14 protein-coding genes are annotated in these 15,926 nt (G+C 71.1%); 9 read left to right on the top strand and 5 right to left on the bottom strand.

Annotated features, from left to right (window positions below):
* Positions 1-128 precede the first annotated feature (128 nt).
* Positions 129-2,180 (bottom strand): YhgE/Pip family protein, encoded by a 2,052-nt coding sequence (locus AC25YV_RS04205; protein ID WP_488122585.1) that lies wholly within the window; start codon positions 2,178-2,180, stop codon positions 129-131.
* The gene (locus AC25YV_RS04200; RefSeq protein ID WP_488122584.1) at positions 2,177-4,966 is read right to left on the bottom strand and encodes an MMPL family transporter; all 2,790 of its coding nucleotides are present in this window, start codon (positions 4,964-4,966) and stop codon (positions 2,177-2,179) included. The genes AC25YV_RS04205 and AC25YV_RS04200 overlap by 4 nt, the downstream gene beginning before the upstream one ends.
* Before the next feature lie 128 nt (positions 4,967-5,094).
* Between AC25YV_RS04200 and AC25YV_RS04195 the strand changes: the two genes are divergently transcribed.
* Positions 5,095-5,715: a TetR family transcriptional regulator gene (locus AC25YV_RS04195; protein WP_488122583.1), complete on the top strand. Its 621-nt coding sequence runs from the start codon at positions 5,095-5,097 to the stop codon at positions 5,713-5,715.
* A gap of 9 nt (positions 5,716-5,724) precedes the next feature.
* Here AC25YV_RS04195 and AC25YV_RS04190 read toward each other — a convergent pair whose 3' ends face one another.
* Positions 5,725-6,708, bottom strand: coding sequence for an o-succinylbenzoate synthase (locus tag AC25YV_RS04190; RefSeq protein WP_488122582.1), 984 nt, complete (start codon positions 6,706-6,708; stop codon positions 5,725-5,727).
* 173 nt (positions 6,709-6,881) lie between these two features.
* On the opposite strand from AC25YV_RS04190, the gene AC25YV_RS04185 reads away from it, so the two are divergent.
* Genes AC25YV_RS04185 through AC25YV_RS04160 form a run of 6 tightly spaced genes read left to right on the top strand, consistent with a single transcriptional unit; the run spans position 6,882 to position 12,097 of the window.
* A complete protein-coding gene (locus AC25YV_RS04185; RefSeq protein ID WP_488122581.1) occupies positions 6,882-7,220 on the top strand; it encodes a PadR family transcriptional regulator in 339 nt (112 codons plus the stop codon).
* Positions 7,217-8,179 carry a permease prefix domain 1-containing protein gene (locus AC25YV_RS04180; RefSeq protein WP_488122580.1) on the top strand — a complete coding sequence of 321 codons (963 nt, stop codon included), beginning with the start codon at positions 7,217-7,219 and terminating at the stop codon, positions 8,177-8,179. The genes AC25YV_RS04185 and AC25YV_RS04180 overlap by 4 nt, the downstream gene beginning before the upstream one ends.
* Before the next feature lie 38 nt (positions 8,180-8,217).
* Positions 8,218-9,015: an LLM class F420-dependent oxidoreductase gene (locus AC25YV_RS04175; RefSeq protein WP_488122579.1), complete on the top strand. Its 798-nt coding sequence runs from the start codon at positions 8,218-8,220 to the stop codon at positions 9,013-9,015.
* Positions 9,016-9,047: 32 nt separating this feature from the next.
* The gene (locus AC25YV_RS04170; protein ID WP_488122578.1) at positions 9,048-9,947 is read left to right on the top strand and encodes a 1,4-dihydroxy-2-naphthoyl-CoA synthase; all 900 of its coding nucleotides are present in this window, start codon (positions 9,048-9,050) and stop codon (positions 9,945-9,947) included.
* On the top strand, positions 9,947-11,101 hold the full coding sequence (locus AC25YV_RS04165) for an AMP-binding protein (RefSeq protein ID WP_488122577.1): 1,155 nt from the start codon (positions 9,947-9,949) through the stop codon (positions 11,099-11,101). The genes AC25YV_RS04170 and AC25YV_RS04165 overlap by 1 nt, the downstream gene beginning before the upstream one ends.
* A gap of 15 nt (positions 11,102-11,116) precedes the next feature.
* A complete protein-coding gene (locus tag AC25YV_RS04160) occupies positions 11,117-12,097 on the top strand; it encodes a 1,4-dihydroxy-2-naphthoate polyprenyltransferase (protein WP_488122576.1) in 981 nt (326 codons plus the stop codon).
* 3 nt (positions 12,098-12,100) lie between these two features.
* Here the strand turns inward: AC25YV_RS04160 and AC25YV_RS04155 are convergent, their stop codons facing one another.
* The gene (locus AC25YV_RS04155) at positions 12,101-12,373 is read right to left on the bottom strand and encodes a DUF4229 domain-containing protein (protein WP_488122575.1); all 273 of its coding nucleotides are present in this window, start codon (positions 12,371-12,373) and stop codon (positions 12,101-12,103) included.
* A 63-nt stretch (positions 12,374-12,436) separates the two neighbouring features.
* On the opposite strand from AC25YV_RS04155, the gene AC25YV_RS04150 reads away from it, so the two are divergent.
* Together AC25YV_RS04150 and menD are read left to right on the top strand one after the other, a co-directional pair.
* A complete protein-coding gene (locus tag AC25YV_RS04150; protein ID WP_488122574.1) occupies positions 12,437-12,889 on the top strand; it encodes a PLD nuclease N-terminal domain-containing protein in 453 nt (150 codons plus the stop codon).
* A gap of 41 nt (positions 12,890-12,930) precedes the next feature.
* Positions 12,931-14,610, top strand: a complete 1,680-nt coding sequence (gene menD / locus AC25YV_RS04145) for a 2-succinyl-5-enolpyruvyl-6-hydroxy-3-cyclohexene-1-carboxylic-acid synthase (protein ID WP_488122868.1) — start codon at positions 12,931-12,933, stop codon at positions 14,608-14,610.
* Positions 14,611-14,627: 17 nt separating this feature from the next.
* Here the strand turns inward: menD and AC25YV_RS04140 are convergent, their stop codons facing one another.
* The gene (locus AC25YV_RS04140) at positions 14,628-15,911 is read right to left on the bottom strand and encodes an isochorismate synthase (RefSeq protein WP_488122573.1); all 1,284 of its coding nucleotides are present in this window, start codon (positions 15,909-15,911) and stop codon (positions 14,628-14,630) included.
* Positions 15,912-15,926 lie beyond the last annotated feature (15 nt).

Below are 15,926 nucleotides of genomic sequence, written 5' to 3'. Positions count from 1 at the left end.
TGGGGTGCGCCCGTGTCCGGTTCGGTTGCCTCAGTTTGCTCGTCAGGTCGGTGCGCGAGCGCACTTTGGGGCAAGCGACACGGGCGATCACAGAGACGGGATGCGGCGCCCGCCCGCCGCCGCATGCCTCACGCTGCCGCGGGGGATGCCTTGAGCAGCGCGCGCGCCGTCGTCGTGCGGCGGGCCGCGACCGCGATCACCGTCGCACCGAAGGCCAGGAGCGTCCACACCACGAGCCCGACGACACCCGCGCCGAGGCCCGCCGCCGAGGTCAGGGCCGCGACCATGCCGTGATAGGCCGGCGACGTAGGCAGCAGTCCCGCGACGCCGGACAGCACGCCGGGCACCGTCGAGACGACCCCCGTCGCGACAGCGACGACGCCGACGAGCGCAGAGACCCAGCGGCCCGCGCCGCCGAACACCGCGACGAGCGCTTGGTTGACCGCGGCGAAGGCGATGCCGGCGACGACGGCGATGCCCACGAAGGCCCACCACTGACCCCAGTCGTACGATGCGGCCAGTTGCACGACGCCCGCCACCAGAAGGCCCTGTGCAGCGCCGATTCCGGCGGCCGGCGCGAAGCCGCGCAGCGCCAGGAGCGCCGACGGCTCGCGCGCCGTGAGAGCGCGGCGCGACACGGCCTGCAGGGCGATGAACGTCCCGAGGCCGCCGAACCACAGCGCCAGCATCGCCAGCAAGGGCACCGCCGAGGCACCGAAGAGCGACGTGCCGACGCCCTCGGTCTCGACGGGGTTCGCGACGACGGATGCCAGGCTCGCGGCCTCGTCATCGGTGTAGGTCGGCACGGCGTCGACGGCGGTGGCCAGGCCCGTGGCGAGTTCGCCCGAGCCGTCGGCCAGCTGACGCACACCGTCAGCGAGCGTCGTCGCCCCGACGCCGGCCTGATCGAGTCCGGCTGTCAGCTGGGACGCGCCGGACGCGAGGGCGCCCGCGCCGGACGAGGACTGCCGGGCGCCGTTCGCGATCTGCGAGACGCCGCCCGCGAGCGATCCGGCTCCTGCCGCCGACTCGTCGAGGCCGCCGGCGATCTGCGAGACACCACCCGCGAGTGAGTCGACGTTTCCGGCGATCTCGCGCAGCTGCCCCGCGAGCTCGACGGGAGCCTGCTGTGCGAGCCCGTCGAGCCCTGCAGCCGTTCCCCCCGCCGCATCCGAGGAGATCTCGGCGAGAGCCAGAAGCTGCGCACACCATGCTGCGTCCGTGCTCTTGGCGGCGCACTCCTGCGCGAGGCCGTACACGCCGTTCGCCGCGGCCGCGGCACCGTTGGCCGCATCTGTCAACTGCCCGGGAACGATGCCGGCCGCTTCGAGCTCATCGGCGCCCTGGTTCACCCCGGCGGCGAGCTGCGTGGCGCCAGCGGCGGCACCGCGTGCGCCGTCTGCGAGCCGCGTGAGCCCCGACTGCAGCCCGCGCGCTCCGGCGGCGGCGTCATCCGCACCGCCCGCGAGCCCGCCGAGTCCCGACTGCAGCGCGGAGGCGCCCGAAGAGAGTGCCGCCGTGCCATCCGTCAGCTGGGGGAAGCCCTCCGCGAGGGCCGTGGCTCCGTCGGCCGCGCCCTGGGCCCCGTCGGCGAGTCCCGCGGCGCCCTCGGCGGCCGTGCCGAGCTCGTCGCCGAGCGTCGTGAAGCCGAGGAAGACGTTCTCGAGGTACACCGACGACAGTTCCGTGCCCATGACGGATGCCGCAGCCGAAGCGACCTGCGCCGTGATGGCGTCGTCGACGATGAGGCTGTCGGGCGGCGTCTGCACCTGGAGCATCGCGCGCTCGGGCGTCTCGCCGGGCCGCGTCGAGAGCGCAGCGGCGGAGAAGTTCTCGGGGATCGTGATGATGGCGGCGTACGTGCCGTCGGCGAGGCCGTCACGGGCGTCGTCGGCGTTCGAGATCGTCCACGACAGGTTGCTGTCGAAGTCGTCAGACCCTTCGACGAGGCCGGCCGTCAGCTGGCGCCCGAGCGGTACGAGCTGCCCGTCGACGGTGACAGCCTCGTCTTCGTTCACGATCGCGGCGCTCATGGCGTCGAGTCGCTCGACGGGGTTGTACAGCGCGGCGACGAGGATCCCGCCGATGAGCACGGGCAGCAGCAGCACGCCGATGAGCGTGACCCACGTGACGGGGCGCCGCGAGCGTGCACGTTCGAGTGCGGGGGAGTGCAGAGTCATGAGATCACCTCGGCGGTGGAGGACGAGCGCGCGTCGGCGCGCAGGGAAAGAGATCGGATGCCCGAGCGGCGGGCATCTGCGAGCACGGCCAGCACGGCACCCTCGTGCTGTGCCGTCGTCACGACGGTGAGGGGGTCGCCGGTGCGGTCGCGCAGGCGCGCGTCGGCGTCGCGCAGGAGCGCGGCGGCCTGATCGCGCTGGGCGGGGTCGAGGCCGTCGATCCCGTCGATCACGACGAGGCGGGTGCGCCCGCGCAGCGCGCGTTCGAGGTCGCGCAGCGGCTCATCGGAGTCGGCCAGCAGGGCGAGCCCGACATGGGCGCGCACCCACGCCGCGCGTCCGGGCAGCAGGTGACCCGCGACTCGAAGCAACCCGTCGCTGGGTGTCAGGCGCCCTGACACCGCGAGCGCGAACGCGCCTGCCGCGCGCGGGTCGCCCGTCGCGATGAGCGTCTCGCCGGGGTCGACGCGGAACGTCGCCTCGTCGAACAGTGTGACGTCGCCCGCCCGCTCGGCTTCGGCGCGGACGACGAGGCCTTCGGCCGCGACGACGGCGCTCGAGCGCGGTTCGGGCCAGTCCGCGAGCGCGAGCTCGCGCTGCACGGCTTCGCCCTCGATGTCGAAGTGCGGCAGCAGCCGGTCGAGCCAGCGCGGCATCCACCAGGCTTTGTCGCCGAGGATCGACATGAGCGCGGGGATCAGCGTCATCCGCACGAGGAACGCATCGACCGCGATGCCCACGGCGAGTCCCAGGGCGATGGGTTTGATCGAGGAGTCCCCCTCGGGCACGAACGCCGCGAAGACGGCGAACATGATGAATGCGGCCGCGGTGACCACGCGCGCCGAGGCGGTGAAGCCCGACCGCACCGCCCCGACGGCGGTGAGCCGGTCGGCGCGCCCGCCGCGAGCGCGCGAGGCGTGCACGAAGTCTTCGCGCATGCGCGAGACGAGGAAGACCTGGTAGTCCATCGCGAGCCCGAACAGCACGCCCATCAGCACGATCGGCATGAAGCTGATGACCGGGCCGACGCGCGCGACGTGCAGCAGCTCGGCGAACCAGCCCCATTCGAACACGGCTGCGACGACGCCGAAGGCGGCCACGACCGACAGCAGGTAGCCGAGGGTCGCCGTCAGCGGCACGGCGATCGAGCGGAACACGATCATGAGCAGGATGAACGACAGTCCCACGACGAAGAGCCCGAACGGCAGCAGCGCCCCACCGAGGCGGTCCGAGATGTCGATCGCGACGGCGGTGAAGCCTGTCACCGTCAGCTCGATCCCGTACTCGTCGTACAGGCGCTCAGCCTCGACGCGCAGGTCGCGCACGAGCTGTGCCGTCTCGGGAGCGTCGGGCGCCGTCTCGGGGACGACCTGGATGATGCCCGTGTCCGCCGTCTCGTTGGGCGTCGCAAGGGCGATCTCGGCGACTCCGGGCACGTTCTCGATCTCGGCGGCGAGGTCTTCCATGAGGCCGAGGGGATCGGTCGAGGTGACGATCGTGCCGGTCAGGATGAGCGGGCCGTTGAAGCCCGGCCCGAACTGCTCGGCCGCGAGATCGTAGCTCTGCCGCGCCTGCGAGGCGACCGGCTGCACGCCGGCGTTCGGCAGAGCGAGGGCGAGGCTTCCCGCGGGGATCGCGAGCACGCCGAGCCCGACGACGACGGCGATGGTCGTCACGACCGGATGCCGCGTGACACCGGTCACCCACCGGTTCGCGAAGCCCCGGCGCGGCCGTGACGGGCGTGCGGGCTTGCGCCGCGGCGTCCGCCCGATGACGCGACCCTTGACGAAGCCCAGCAGGGCGGGCGTGAGGGTGACGGCCACGGCGACGGAGATGGCTACGGCGACGGATGCCGCGATGCCCATCGTCGTGAGGAAGGGGATGTTCGCGAAGCTCAGCCCCACGAGCGCGATCAGCACCGTGACTCCGGCGAAGACGACGGCGGAGCCGGCCTTGCCGGTCGCGCGCGCGATGGACTCCTCGGGGTCGATTCCTGCGCGCACCTGGTCTTGATGTCGTGCGGCGATGAAGAGTGCGTAGTCGATGCCGACCGCGAGGCCCAGCATGAGGGCCAGAAGCGGAGTCGTCGACGAGATCGATGCGACCGCCGTCGCGAGCAGGATGAGCGCCATCGACAGACCGACGCCGATGAGCGCGGTCGCCAGCGGCAGGCCGGCGACGAGGAATGAGCGGAACGTCACCATCAGCACGAGGAGCGCGATCAGCACGCCGATGAGCTCGGTGATGGTGACTCCGGGCACAGACACGGCGAACAGGTCGCCGCCGAGGGCGACCTCGGCGCCGTCGGGGAGCGATGCCGCGAGCGCGTCGGCGACATCGTTCAGCGCGGTCGTGGTCGCCTCTGAGACATCGGTGGACTGACCGTCGAACTGCAGGCGGATGATCGCGGCGCTGTCGTCGTCGTTCACGAGCCCGGACACCATCTGGTCGAACGGGTCGGTGACGCCCAGCACATCGTCGACGGTCGCGAACTCGGCGACGGTGTCGGTGATCGGGCCGGCGTACTCGTCGTCGACGACCCGGTCGCCCTCTGCGGCGACGACGACCAGCTGCGCGCTCGTTCCGCTCACCTGCGGAAAGGTGCGCTCGAGCTGTTCGAGACCGGCTTGGGACTCGGTTCCCGGGATCGTGAAGGCGTTGTCGGTGCCCTTGCTGAAGGCCAGCGCCCCGCCGCCGGCGAGGGCGAGCAGCAGGATCCATGCGACGAGGACGCGCCAGGGGTGCCGGTACGACCAGCGGCCGAGCGAGTAGAGAAGAGTCGACACGGTGTCTCCGGCTTCGTGGGTTCAGGTAAGACGGATACAGCGCTGTATCGGATACACGAATGTATCGTAGAGCGTGCCGGGACTTTCAACCTGGGCAGCGCGTGTGAAGATCACCCGGAGGAGGACGAATGAGCGATGTGACGGTCACTCGGCGCCGTGAGGCGACCCGGCAGAAGCTCCTCGACGCCGCCGCGCAGGTCTTCGCCGAGGTCGGCGTGGACGGGGCGTCCGTCGAGGTGATCTGCGAGCGCGCGGGCTTCACGCGCGGCGCCTTCTACTCCAACTTCGAGACGAAGGACGAGCTCATGCTCGCGCTCACCGAGCGGGTCGCCGAGCGGAAGATCGAACTCGTCACCGACCGCATCCGGCGCCTCGGTGAGACCGGCGAGCAGTTCACGCCCGCCGGCATCGTGCAGCGAGTACTCGATGTCGCGATCGACGAGAAGATGGGCATCCTGCTCACGAGCGAGATCCGCACGCGCGCGCTGCGCGATGACGCGCTCGCGCAGGCCTACCTCGCGTGGCAGGCCGGGCTCGTCGAGCGCGTCGCCGCCGTCATCGCCGAGCTGAGCGCCCGATACACCCTGTCGCTGCGGCTGCCCGAGCGCGAGTTCGCCCAGCTGATCCTGCAGCAGTGGGAGGACAGCGCCGCCTACGCCGTCATGGCGGGCTTGGACTTCACGGCGATGTGTGCGCTCGTCAACGAGCGCACGGCGAACCTGGCCACCGCGCTCGTCGACCCCGCCTGACGCGGGCGGTCAACGGGCGGCGAGCAGGGCGTAGCAGCGCTCGACCCGATCGAGCCACCACGCCCGGCGGTCGGCGGATGCGGCGTGCTTGGCGAGCAGGTCCGGGTCGGCGCTCACGCGCCCGACCGGAAGGAAGCCGCCGCGCGCGGTGAGCGGAACGGCGACGACGTCGGCCGTGAGGAGTGACGCCGTGCCGAGGCCGCAGTCATAGTCCAGTTCGGGCAGCGCCGCGGCGAGGGCAACGCCCATCGCGAGTCCGATCGAGGTGTCCAGGGCGCTCGACACGACGGCGGGGAGCCCCGCGGCGTCGACGATGTCCAGGGCGCGTCTCACGCCGCCGAGGGGCTGCGCCTTGACGACGAGCAGGTCGGCGGCGCCCGCGCGGGCGACCGCGAGCGGGTCGTCGGCTTTGCGCACGCTCTCGTCGGCGGCGATCGGGATGTCCATGTACGCGACGCGCCGGCGCAGCTCGGCGAGCTCATCGACCGTCGCGCACGGCTGCTCGGCGTATTCGAGGTCGTACTCGGCGAAGGCGTGGATCGCGCGCTCGGCCTCGTCGATGGTCCACGAGCCGTTCGCATCGACGCGGATGCGCCCCACGACCCCCAGCGTCTCTCGCGCCGCCGCGACCCGAGCGACGTCGTCGGCCAGCGTGCTTTCTCCGCCGACCTTGACCTTGGCGGTGCGGCAGCCGTCGAAGCGGGCGAGCACGCGGGCGACCGACTCGGCGGGCACAGCGGGCACCGTGGCGTTGACCGGCACGGCGTCGCGCCGGGGTGCGGGCTGCGGGTGCCACCCGTAGTCGAGCGTCGCGGCGAGCCATGTCGCCGCCTCGGCGTCGTCGTACTCGGCGAACGGCGAGAACTCCGTCCACCCCTCGGGGCCCTCGAGGACGACGGCCTCACGCACGTCGATCCCGCGGAAGCGCGTCGCGAGCGGCAGGGAGACGACGTGCGCGTTCACGAGGACGTCGGCGAGGGGAGGCAGGGTCATGCCCCCCATCCTGCCGCGCGGAGCGTCGACAACTCCGGAGGTTCGGACGACTTCGTGGTCTGGGTGGCCCAGAGACGCAATTCGTCCGGAGTTGTCGACACCCCGGCAGGGACACCGCCCGGCCCATAATGTGCCCTTGCCTATAGTGTGCGTCGCACAGTACAGTGTCAGGCGTGAGCGAAACCGAGGCCCTCGAAACACACCGGCAAGAGCTGCGGCGCGGCACCGTCGTTCTCGCCTGCCTGCGCCTGCTCGAGCACCCGGGCTACGGCTACGGGCTGCTCGAGCAGCTCCAGGCCCGCGGCTTCGACACCGACGCGAACACGCTGTACCCGCTCCTGCGCCGACTGGAGAAGCAGGGACACCTGACGAGCGAGTGGAACACCGACGAGGCGCGGCCCCGCAAGTTCTACCGCACGAGCGATGCCGGCAGGCGCCTGCTCGGCACACTCACCGATGATTTCCGCGCGATCGCCGCCGCGATCGACGGACTCCTTCAGGAGGACTCATGAACGCTGCGACCCTGACCGACCGCTACGTCGACGCCGCGATGCGCACGGTGCCCGAGAAGCAGCGTGCCGACCTCGCGGCCGAGCTGCGCGGGTCGATCGATGACCAGATCGACGCCCGCCTCGCGGAAGGTCTCGCGCGCGCCGACGCCGAGCGCGTCGTGCTCACCGAGCTCGGCGACCCCGACAAGCTCGCCGCCGACTACACCGATCGTCCGCTCTTCCTCATCGGGCCGCGGTACTACCTCGCCTGGTGGCGCCTACTCAGGCTGCTGTTCGCGATCGTGCCCGCGTGCGCGGTGGTCGGCACCGTGCTCGGCATGTCGCTCGGGCAGGAGCCGATCGGCGAGATCGCCCGCACGGCGTGGGTCGTGCTCGTGAGCACCGTCGTGAACGTCGCGTTCTGGACGACCCTCGTCTTCCACCTCATCGAGCGCAATGCGCGCGGCGCCGACGTCGGATTGATCGGCGCGTGGACCCTCGACCGTCTGCCGGAGGTGCGCGCGGACGGCGCGAAGCTGAGCGACCTCGTCGCTTCGCTCGTGCTGCTCGCCGCCACCGTCGGCGCCGTGCTGTGGGATCACTTCTTCGGCCTCGTCTACTTCGCGGCCGGTGGGGGATGGATGTCGTTCCTCGCGCCCGCCCTCTGGCCGGGGTGGATCGCGGTGCTCCTGGTGCTGCTCGTGTTCGAAGCGCTGCTGGCGATCGCGGTGTACGCGCGGGGCGGATGGAACCCCCGCCTGGCGACGCTCAACGTCGTCCTGAACCTTGCGATCGTCGTGCCGGCGGTGTGGCTGCTGCTCACCGACCGCCTGCTCAATCCCGAGTTCTTCCCGGCGTTCATCCCCGGCGACGGCCCGCTCGTCACGACGGTCATCGCCGTCATCTTCGGATTCGGCATCGTCGGCGTAGCGGTGTGGGACTCGATCGACGCTTTCCTCAAAACCCGCCGCACGCGTTGACCTCGCCCTCGGGAGGCGGCGGACGTAGGCTGGCGCACATGCTTGTGGACACCCCCGTTCGGCTCGGCGTGCAGCTGCAGCCGCAGCACGTGACCTATTCCGACATCCGCGACGTCGTTCGCCGCCTCGAGGACATGGGGGTGGACATCCTCTTCAACTGGGATCACTTCTTCCCCCTTTACGGCGACCCCGACGGGGCGCACTTCGAGGCATGGACGATGCTCGGCGCGTGGGCCGAGCAGACCGAGCGCGTCGAGTTCGGGTCGCTCGTGAACTGCAACAGCTACCGCAACCCCGACCTGCAGGCGGACATGGCCCGCACTGTCGATCACATCTCCGCCAAGGGCGGCGAGGGTCGCTTCATCTTCGGCACGGGCTCGGGCTGGTTCGAGCGAGACTACGACGAGTACGGCTACGAGTTCGGCACGGCCGGATCGCGCCTGGACGACCTCGCCGACGGACTCGCGCGGATCGAGGCTCGCTGGGCGAAGCTCAACCCCGCCCCGACGCGCCGGATTCCGATCCTGATCGGCGGCAAGGGCGAGCAGAAGACGCTGCGCCTCGTCGCGCGCCACGCCGATATCTGGCACAGCTTCGTCACCGCCGAAGAGCTGCCGCACAAGCTGGAGGTCATCCAGCGCTGGGCCGACAAAGAGGGCCGTGACACGTCGGGCCTCGTCGTCTCGAACGAACTGCAGCGCCGCGACGAAACCGTCGCCGAAGAGCTCTACGCCGCCGGCACGCGTCTGTTCACGCTCGGGTTCTCCGGCCCCGATTACGATTTCGACCTCGTCCGCTCCTGGCTGCGCTGGCGTGACGCCAAGAACGGCGCGTGAGCGGCGGCATCGGTCGGCCTAAGGTGAAACCCATGGTCTCTGAGCTGTTCGACGAGAGCGAATGGATGCCGGCACCCGGCGCCGACGCTTACACCGATGTCACCGCACACGTGTCGAAAGACGGTCGCATCGCGCGGATCGCCTTCAACCGCCCCGAAGTGCGCAACGCCTTCCGACCGCACACGGTCGACGAGATGTACCGGGCGCTCGACATCGCACGGCAGGATCCGCGCATCGGGGCCGTGCTGCTCACCGGCAACGGGCCGAGCCCGAAGGACGGCGGGTGGGCGTTCTGCTCGGGCGGCGATCAGCGCATCCGCGGCAAGGACGGGTACAAGTACTCCGACGACGAGACCGCCGTCGCCGACCCGGGCCGCGCGGGGCGCCTGCACATCCTCGAGGTGCAGCGTCTCATCCGCTTCATGCCGAAGGTCGTCATCGCCGTGATCCCGGGGTGGGCTGCCGGGGGCGGGCACTCCCTGCACATCGTGTGCGACCTGTCGATCGCCTCGGCCGAGCACGGCCGCTTCAAGCAGACCGACGCCGATGTGGGTTCGTTCGACGCCGGCTACGGCTCGGCGTACATGGCGCGCCAGGTGGGGCAGAAGGTCGCGCGCGAGGTGTTCTTCCTCGCCGAGGAGTACTCCGCCGAGCGCGCCTACGAGATGGGCGCCGTCAACCGCGTCGTGCCGCACGCCGAGCTCGAGCGCGAGGCGATCGCGATGGCGCGCACGATCCTGTCGAAGTCGCCCACGGCGATCCGCATGCTCAAGTACGCCTTCAATCTGCCCGATGACGGCCTCGTCGGGCAGCAGCTGTTCGCCGGTGAGACGACGCGCTTCGCGTACGGCACGGACGAGGGAGCTGAGGGACGCGACGCGTTCCTCGAGAAGCGCGACCCCGACTGGTCGCCGTTCCCGTACCACTACTGATGCGTCTCGAACCCGTCACGGGCGACGACCCGCGCGAGATCATGCGGGCGCTGCGGGTCGCGCTGCACGGGGCGGGACCCGCGCTCGGGCTCGGCCACGTCGGCGCGATGCCCGGCGATGTGCGGGCGGGCACGGCCGTCGTCGTGACGACGTCGGGCTCGACAGGCTTTCCCAAGAGCGTCGCGCTGAGCCGCGACGCTCTCACGGCGAGCGCGCTCGCGACCGCCGACCGCATCGGCGACGGGACGTGGCTGCTGGCGCTTCCGGCGGGATACGTCGCGGGCCTGCAGGTGCTCGTGCGCTCGATCATCGCCGACCGCGAACCCGCGATTCTGGCGGGCCCCTTCTCGCCGCGCGCGTTCGCCGATGTCGCCGGCACGATGGTGTCGACCGAGCGAGGCCGGCGCGTGCCGCGGTTCACGTCACTCGTGCCCGCGCAGCTGACGACACTGCTCGACGCGGCCGAGCACGACGCGGATGTGCTCTCGGCACTGCGCTCGTTCGAGCGCATCCTCGTCGGAGGGCAGGCGCTTCCGCCGGTCACGCTCGAGCGTGCCGAGACGGCGGGCGTGCGGATCACACGCACGTACGGCTCGACCGAGACGAGCGGCGGATGCGTGTACGACGGCCGGCGCCTGCGGGGTGTGTCGCTGCGCATCGAACACGGCGAGGTGCAGATCGCCGGGCCGACCCTGGCCGACGGATACCTCGGCGACGCCGAGCTCACCGCCGCCGTCTTCGTGAAGGACGCCGACGGCACGCGGTGGTATCGCACGGGCGACGCCGGCGTGCTCGATGACGGCGTGCTGCGTGTGCGCGGTCGCATCGACAACGTCATCGTCTCGGGCGGCGTGAACATCTCGCTCGACCGGGTCGAGCGCGTGGTGCGCGGCGTCCCCGGGCTCGCCTCGGCCGTCGTCGTCGGTGTCCCCGACGAGCGCTGGGGTGAGGCATCCGTCATCGTCGCCGCGCGCAGCGGTGCGCTGCAGCGCAGTGAGTCGGCGCAGCTCGACGAGGCGCGCGCGGCCGTCGCCGACGAGATCGGCGCGCACGCGCGACCGTCCCGGCTCGTGCTCGTCGATGAGCTGCCGCTGCTGCGCTCCGGCAAGCCCGACCGTGAAGCGATCCGCCGCGCGGTGGCCCTGCCCGGGTGACTAGGATGGCCAGTCGTGGCAGGTACCTCGAGCAAGAAGCGCAACCGTCCGGCGTCCAAGAAGCAGAACGTGCGCGGCAATCCGCAGAAGTCGCGGGAGCAGGGCGATCCGCGCAAGGTCGAACCGGCGACGCTGCGTGACTGGATCGGCGCGGCGCGGTTGCGCACGCTGCCCCTCGCGATCACCCCGATCCTGATCGGCACCGGCGCGGCGATGCTCGTCGTCGACGAGTTCCACTGGGTCATCGCCCTGTGCTGCCTCATCATCGCCGTCTCGCTGCAGATCGGCGTGAACTACGCCAACGACTACAGCGACGGGATCCGCGGCACCGACGATCACCGCGTCGGTCCGGCCCGACTGACCGCTGCCGGCAAGGCCTCGCCGCGCGCCGTGCTCACCGTCGCGCTCGTCTTCTTCGCGATCGCCGCGATCGCGGGGCTGGCGGTGACGATCCGCACGCAGCAGTGGTGGTTCCTCGCCGTCGGTGCGGCGTGCATCGTCGCGGCGTGGTTCTATACGGGTGGAAAGCGCCCGTACGGCTACGCGGGACTGGGTGAGCTCTTCGTCTTCGTCTTCTTCGGGCTCGTCGCGACGCTCGGCACGACATGGGTGCAGGCCTTCGCGCTGCCGCAGGAGGCGTGGTTCGGTGCGGTCGCGGCGGGGCTTCTCGCGTGCGCCGTGCTGCTGGCGAACAATCTGCGCGACATCGACCAGGATCGCGCCGCCGGCAAGCGGACGCTCACGGTGCTGATCGGCCGCACGGCGACGCGCGTGCTGTTCACGCTCTTCGTCCTCGCGCCGTTCGTGATCGCGGCGTTCCTCGCGCTGTTCTATCCGATCGCGTGGCTTTCTCTGCTGGCCCTGCTCGCGGCGTTGCCCGCGATCCTCATCGTGTGGACGTACCGCGACCCGCGCGAACTCGTCGTCGCTCTCGGACTCACCTCGCTCACCTCGGTCGGCTACGGAGCCTTCCTGCTGTGGGCGTTCCTGGGCTGAGCCTCAGCGCTCGGTTTCGTCGGTCGCGGCGTCTTCGACCGCTTCGTCGGTCGCGCTGCGCTGTCGTTCGGCACGCCGCTGCGCGAGACCCGTGGACACATCGGCCAGCGGACGGCGCAGGAACAGGATCGACAGACTCAGGCCGATGAGCGCCGCGAAGATGGCCGCGAGCCAGTAGTACTCGCGGAACAGCGGAATCAGCATGAGCAGGCCGAAGGGCACGAGGAAGGCGAGCAGCCTGAGCATCGTGTAGAGGACGAGCGACCGTGCTTTCACGTGTTCCATCGTATGCGAGGCCATGTCCAGCCCACCTCCAGTGAGCACGCCTAGGATGGAGGCGTGGTCCGGGCATTGTTCATTCTCATCCCGGTGGTGGCGGCCTTCTGGATCTTCACCATCGTGGACTGCGCTGTCCAGCCCCCGAGTCGCCACCGCGGAGTGACCAAGCCCGTGTGGATCGCGATCGTCGTGCTGATCCCCGTGCTCGGAGGCATCCTCTGGCTGGTCGTCGGTCGCGTCCGCCGTTCCGCGGTGCACGTGTATCAGGCGCCCGATGACGATCCCGACTTCCTCGGCAGCATCGGCGCGACCAGCGACCAGGACGAGCGCATCCGCCGTCTCGAAGAAGAACTCGCTCTGCTCGATTCCGAAGACGACGATCCTCGTTGGCAGCAGCCGCACCAGCAGCAGCAGCCGACGACGAACGGCGATGCGCCGGATCCGGCGGCTGAGCCGCCCGCGTCCTCTGACCCGGACGATGACTCGCTCGGTCAGCGCGGGGCGGTCGGCTGACCGTGGCACCGGGCGACAAGACGCCTGTGGCGTCTTGTGCGATGGATGCCGCAGCGGCATTGCTGTGCGGACTGATCGAGCAGGGCGTGCGCCATGTGGTGCTGAGCCCGGGCTCGCGATCGCAGTCCCTCGCCCTCGTCGCCGCTGAGTTCGAGCAGCGCGGCGTCATCCGGCTGCACGTGCGGATCGACGAGCGCGTCGCGGGCTTCACGGCGCTCGGGATCGGGCGCGAGACCGGCACGCCGGCGGCCGTCATCTGCACGTCGGGCACCGCGGTCGCGAACCTGCTGCCGGCCGTCCTCGAAGCCCATCACGCGGGCGTGCCCCTGCTTCTGCTCACGGCCGACCGGCCGCCTGAGCTGCGCGGTATCGGTGCCAACCAGACGACGCGTCAACCCGCGATGTTCGCCCCCCACGTGCGCTTCGACGCCGATCTTCCGACGCCCGACGCGCTCGACCCCGTCGGCGACGCCCCGCAGAGCATCATGCTGCGGGCCGTCGCGACAGAGGCCGTGACCGCCGCGCGGGGGGTGGGGGAGCAGTCCGCCGGCCCGGTGCACCTGAATCTGCCGTACCGCGAGCCCCTCTCCGGAGCCCTGCCCGCGTGGGTCGATGCGCCCGGTCCGGTGGGTGCGGTCGCGGAGCCGATCGAACTGCCCGCGAGCGAGCCGCGGGTCATCGAGCACGGTCCTCGCACGATCGTCGTCGCGGGCGCCGACGCCGGACCCGACGCCGAGCAGCTCGCGCACGAGGGCGGATGGCCGCTCGTCGCCGAGATCGTCAGCGGTGCGCGGTTCGGACGCCACCTCGTGCACGGTTACCGTGCGCTCCTTGCCGATCCCGAGCTCGGGGGCCGCATAGAGCGCGTCATCGTCTTCGGTCACCCGACGCTGTCGCGCGAGGTCGGGGCGCTGCTGTCCCGAACCGATGTCGACGTGTTCGCCGTGCGCGGGCCCGGCGAACAGCTCGACCTCAATGGCGTCACCGCTGCGGTCGACGGGGTCACTGTCGCACCCGGCGAGCGCGACCGTGAGTGGCTCGGCGCGTGGATGCGGGCTTCTCGGGCGGCATCCGTCGACCTGAGCCCGCCCGCGCCCGACGCCGAGGGCCTCGCCTCGGTCGAACCCGCGTCACGGCTCGGGGCGATCGCGGCCGAGCTCGAGGTCATTCGCACCCCGGTCGACCGCGAAGCGCTCGTCGACGCGGTGTGGCGCGCGACATGGCCGCACGACCGGCTCATGTTCGGGTCGTCGCGGCTCGTGCGCGTCGCCGACGCGGTACTCGGCGGCAAACGCGTTCCCGTGCACGCCAACCGCGGGCTCGCCGGCATCGACGGGACGATCGCGACGGCGACGGGCATCGCTCTGGCGAGCCAGGACGCGGGCGCGACCGGTGTCACGCGCGTGCTGCTGGGTGACCTCGCGATGCTGCACGACGTGGGCGCGCTCCTGCTGCCGCCGGAAGAGGACGAGCCCCGCATCCAGGTCATCGTCGGCAACGACGGCGGGGGAACGATCTTCGACCATCTCGAGGTTGCGCAGATCGCATCACCGGGCGTGATGAACCGCGTGCTCTACACGCCGCACACGGCGCGACTCGACCACCTCGCGCTCGCGTACGGCTGGGAGTATCAGCGGGTCACGACGCGCTCGGCCCTCGATCAGGCGCTCACGGCGCCGGTGGGCGGGCGCCAGCTCATCGAGGTTCCGCTGTCGCGCTGAACCGAGCCTGACCCGCGTCAGGCGAGGGCGTCGACGATGGGGCGGAACTTCACCCGGGTCTCGAGTAGTTCGGCCTCGGGATCGCTGCCCGCGACGATGCCCGCTCCCGCGTACGCGACGATGGGCAGGGTGTCGCCGCCCGCAGCGAAGCGGCGATCGGGGGCCGATCCGATCTGCGCGCAGCGCAGCGCGATCGCCCACTCGCCGTCGCCGTTCCCGTCGACCCAGCCGACAGGGCCGGCGTAGCGCCCCCGGTCGAACGGCTCGATGCGGTGGATGGCGTCGAGGGCGGCATCCGTCGGGGTTCCTGCCACGGCAGCCGTGGGGTGAAGCGCCGCGACGAGATCGAGAGCGGATGCGTGGTCGGTGATCTCGCCCGCGACATCCGTCGCCAGATGCCACAGGTTGGGCAGTTCGAGCGTGAACGGTTCGGGGTCCGATCGCAGCGCCGACGTATGGGGTGCGAGCGTCTCGAGCACGCTGCGTACGGCGTAGCGGTGCTCGTCGAGGTCTTTCGCGCTCGCCGCCAGGGCGTCGCGGGCCGCGGCATCCTCGGTCGCATCGGCCCCCCGCGGCGTCGTGCCGGCCAGGACACGCGCCGTCACGGTGCCGCCCGACACGGTCACGAGGGTCTCTGGACTCGCGCCGATCATGCCGTCGACGGCAAAGGTCCAGGTGTCGGGATAGTCCGTGGCCAGGGCGCGCACGAGACGCCGCAGATCCGCGCCCGCCGGCACCGTGCCCACGAGGTCGCGCGCGAGCACGACCTTGTCGACCTCGCCGGCAGAGATGGCATCCAGCCCCGCACGCACGGCGGCCTGGTAGCCGGCGCGGTCGAGAGAGCCTGGGCCGAGGGTCGCCGACCAGTGCGGGCCATAGGGGATCGGCTGAGGCGTGCGCTCGACGACGTCGTCGCCATCGACTCGGATGCGGGTGACCCACGCTCGTCCGTCGCGGCGGCCGACGACGATCTCGGGCACGGTGAGCACGCTCGTCGCCTGCGACCGGGCGTCGAAGACGAGGGTGCCGAAAGCGACGAGGCCCGTACCGGGCACGCCCACAGGGTCGTCGATCTCGGTCGCTGCCGCGATGCGCCGCCAGGCATCGGCGGGGGAGGGGGCGTCGGCGGGAGTCTGTCGTCCGTGCTCGAAGCCCACGACCTGCCCGAGGCCGATGAGCCCGTCACCGCGCCGCAGCCACGCAAGCGGATTGCGCGGGTCGGCGAACGGCACGAGATCATCGATCGCGTCGATCTCTCGGGTCTCGACCACCAACGTGAGCGGGCGAGGGACAGGTGTCACGACTCAACTCTAGAC

Source organism: Microbacterium sp. Y832 (assembly GCF_057669765.1).
This window is presented reverse-complemented; position numbering and strand designations above follow the sequence as displayed.

What these genes read in the sequence shown, in the direction of transcription:
- AC25YV_RS04205 (WP_488122585.1), bottom strand. Translation starts at nt 2,180, where the DNA reads ATGACTCTGCACTCCCCCGCACTCGAACGTGCACGCTCGCGGCGCCCC.
- AC25YV_RS04195 (WP_488122583.1), top strand. Translation starts at nt 5,095, where the DNA reads ATGAGCGATGTGACGGTCACTCGGCGCCGTGAGGCGACCCGGCAGAAG.
- AC25YV_RS04190 (WP_488122582.1), bottom strand. Translation starts at nt 6,708, where the DNA reads ATGACCCTGCCTCCCCTCGCCGACGTCCTCGTGAACGCGCACGTCGTC.
- AC25YV_RS04180 (WP_488122580.1), top strand. Translation starts at nt 7,217, where the DNA reads ATGAACGCTGCGACCCTGACCGACCGCTACGTCGACGCCGCGATGCGC.
- AC25YV_RS04175 (WP_488122579.1), top strand. Translation starts at nt 8,218, where the DNA reads ATGCTTGTGGACACCCCCGTTCGGCTCGGCGTGCAGCTGCAGCCGCAG.
- AC25YV_RS04170 (WP_488122578.1), top strand. Translation starts at nt 9,048, where the DNA reads ATGGTCTCTGAGCTGTTCGACGAGAGCGAATGGATGCCGGCACCCGGC.
- AC25YV_RS04165 (WP_488122577.1), top strand. Translation starts at nt 9,947, where the DNA reads ATGCGTCTCGAACCCGTCACGGGCGACGACCCGCGCGAGATCATGCGG.
- menD (WP_488122868.1), top strand. Translation starts at nt 12,931, where the DNA reads ATGGATGCCGCAGCGGCATTGCTGTGCGGACTGATCGAGCAGGGCGTG.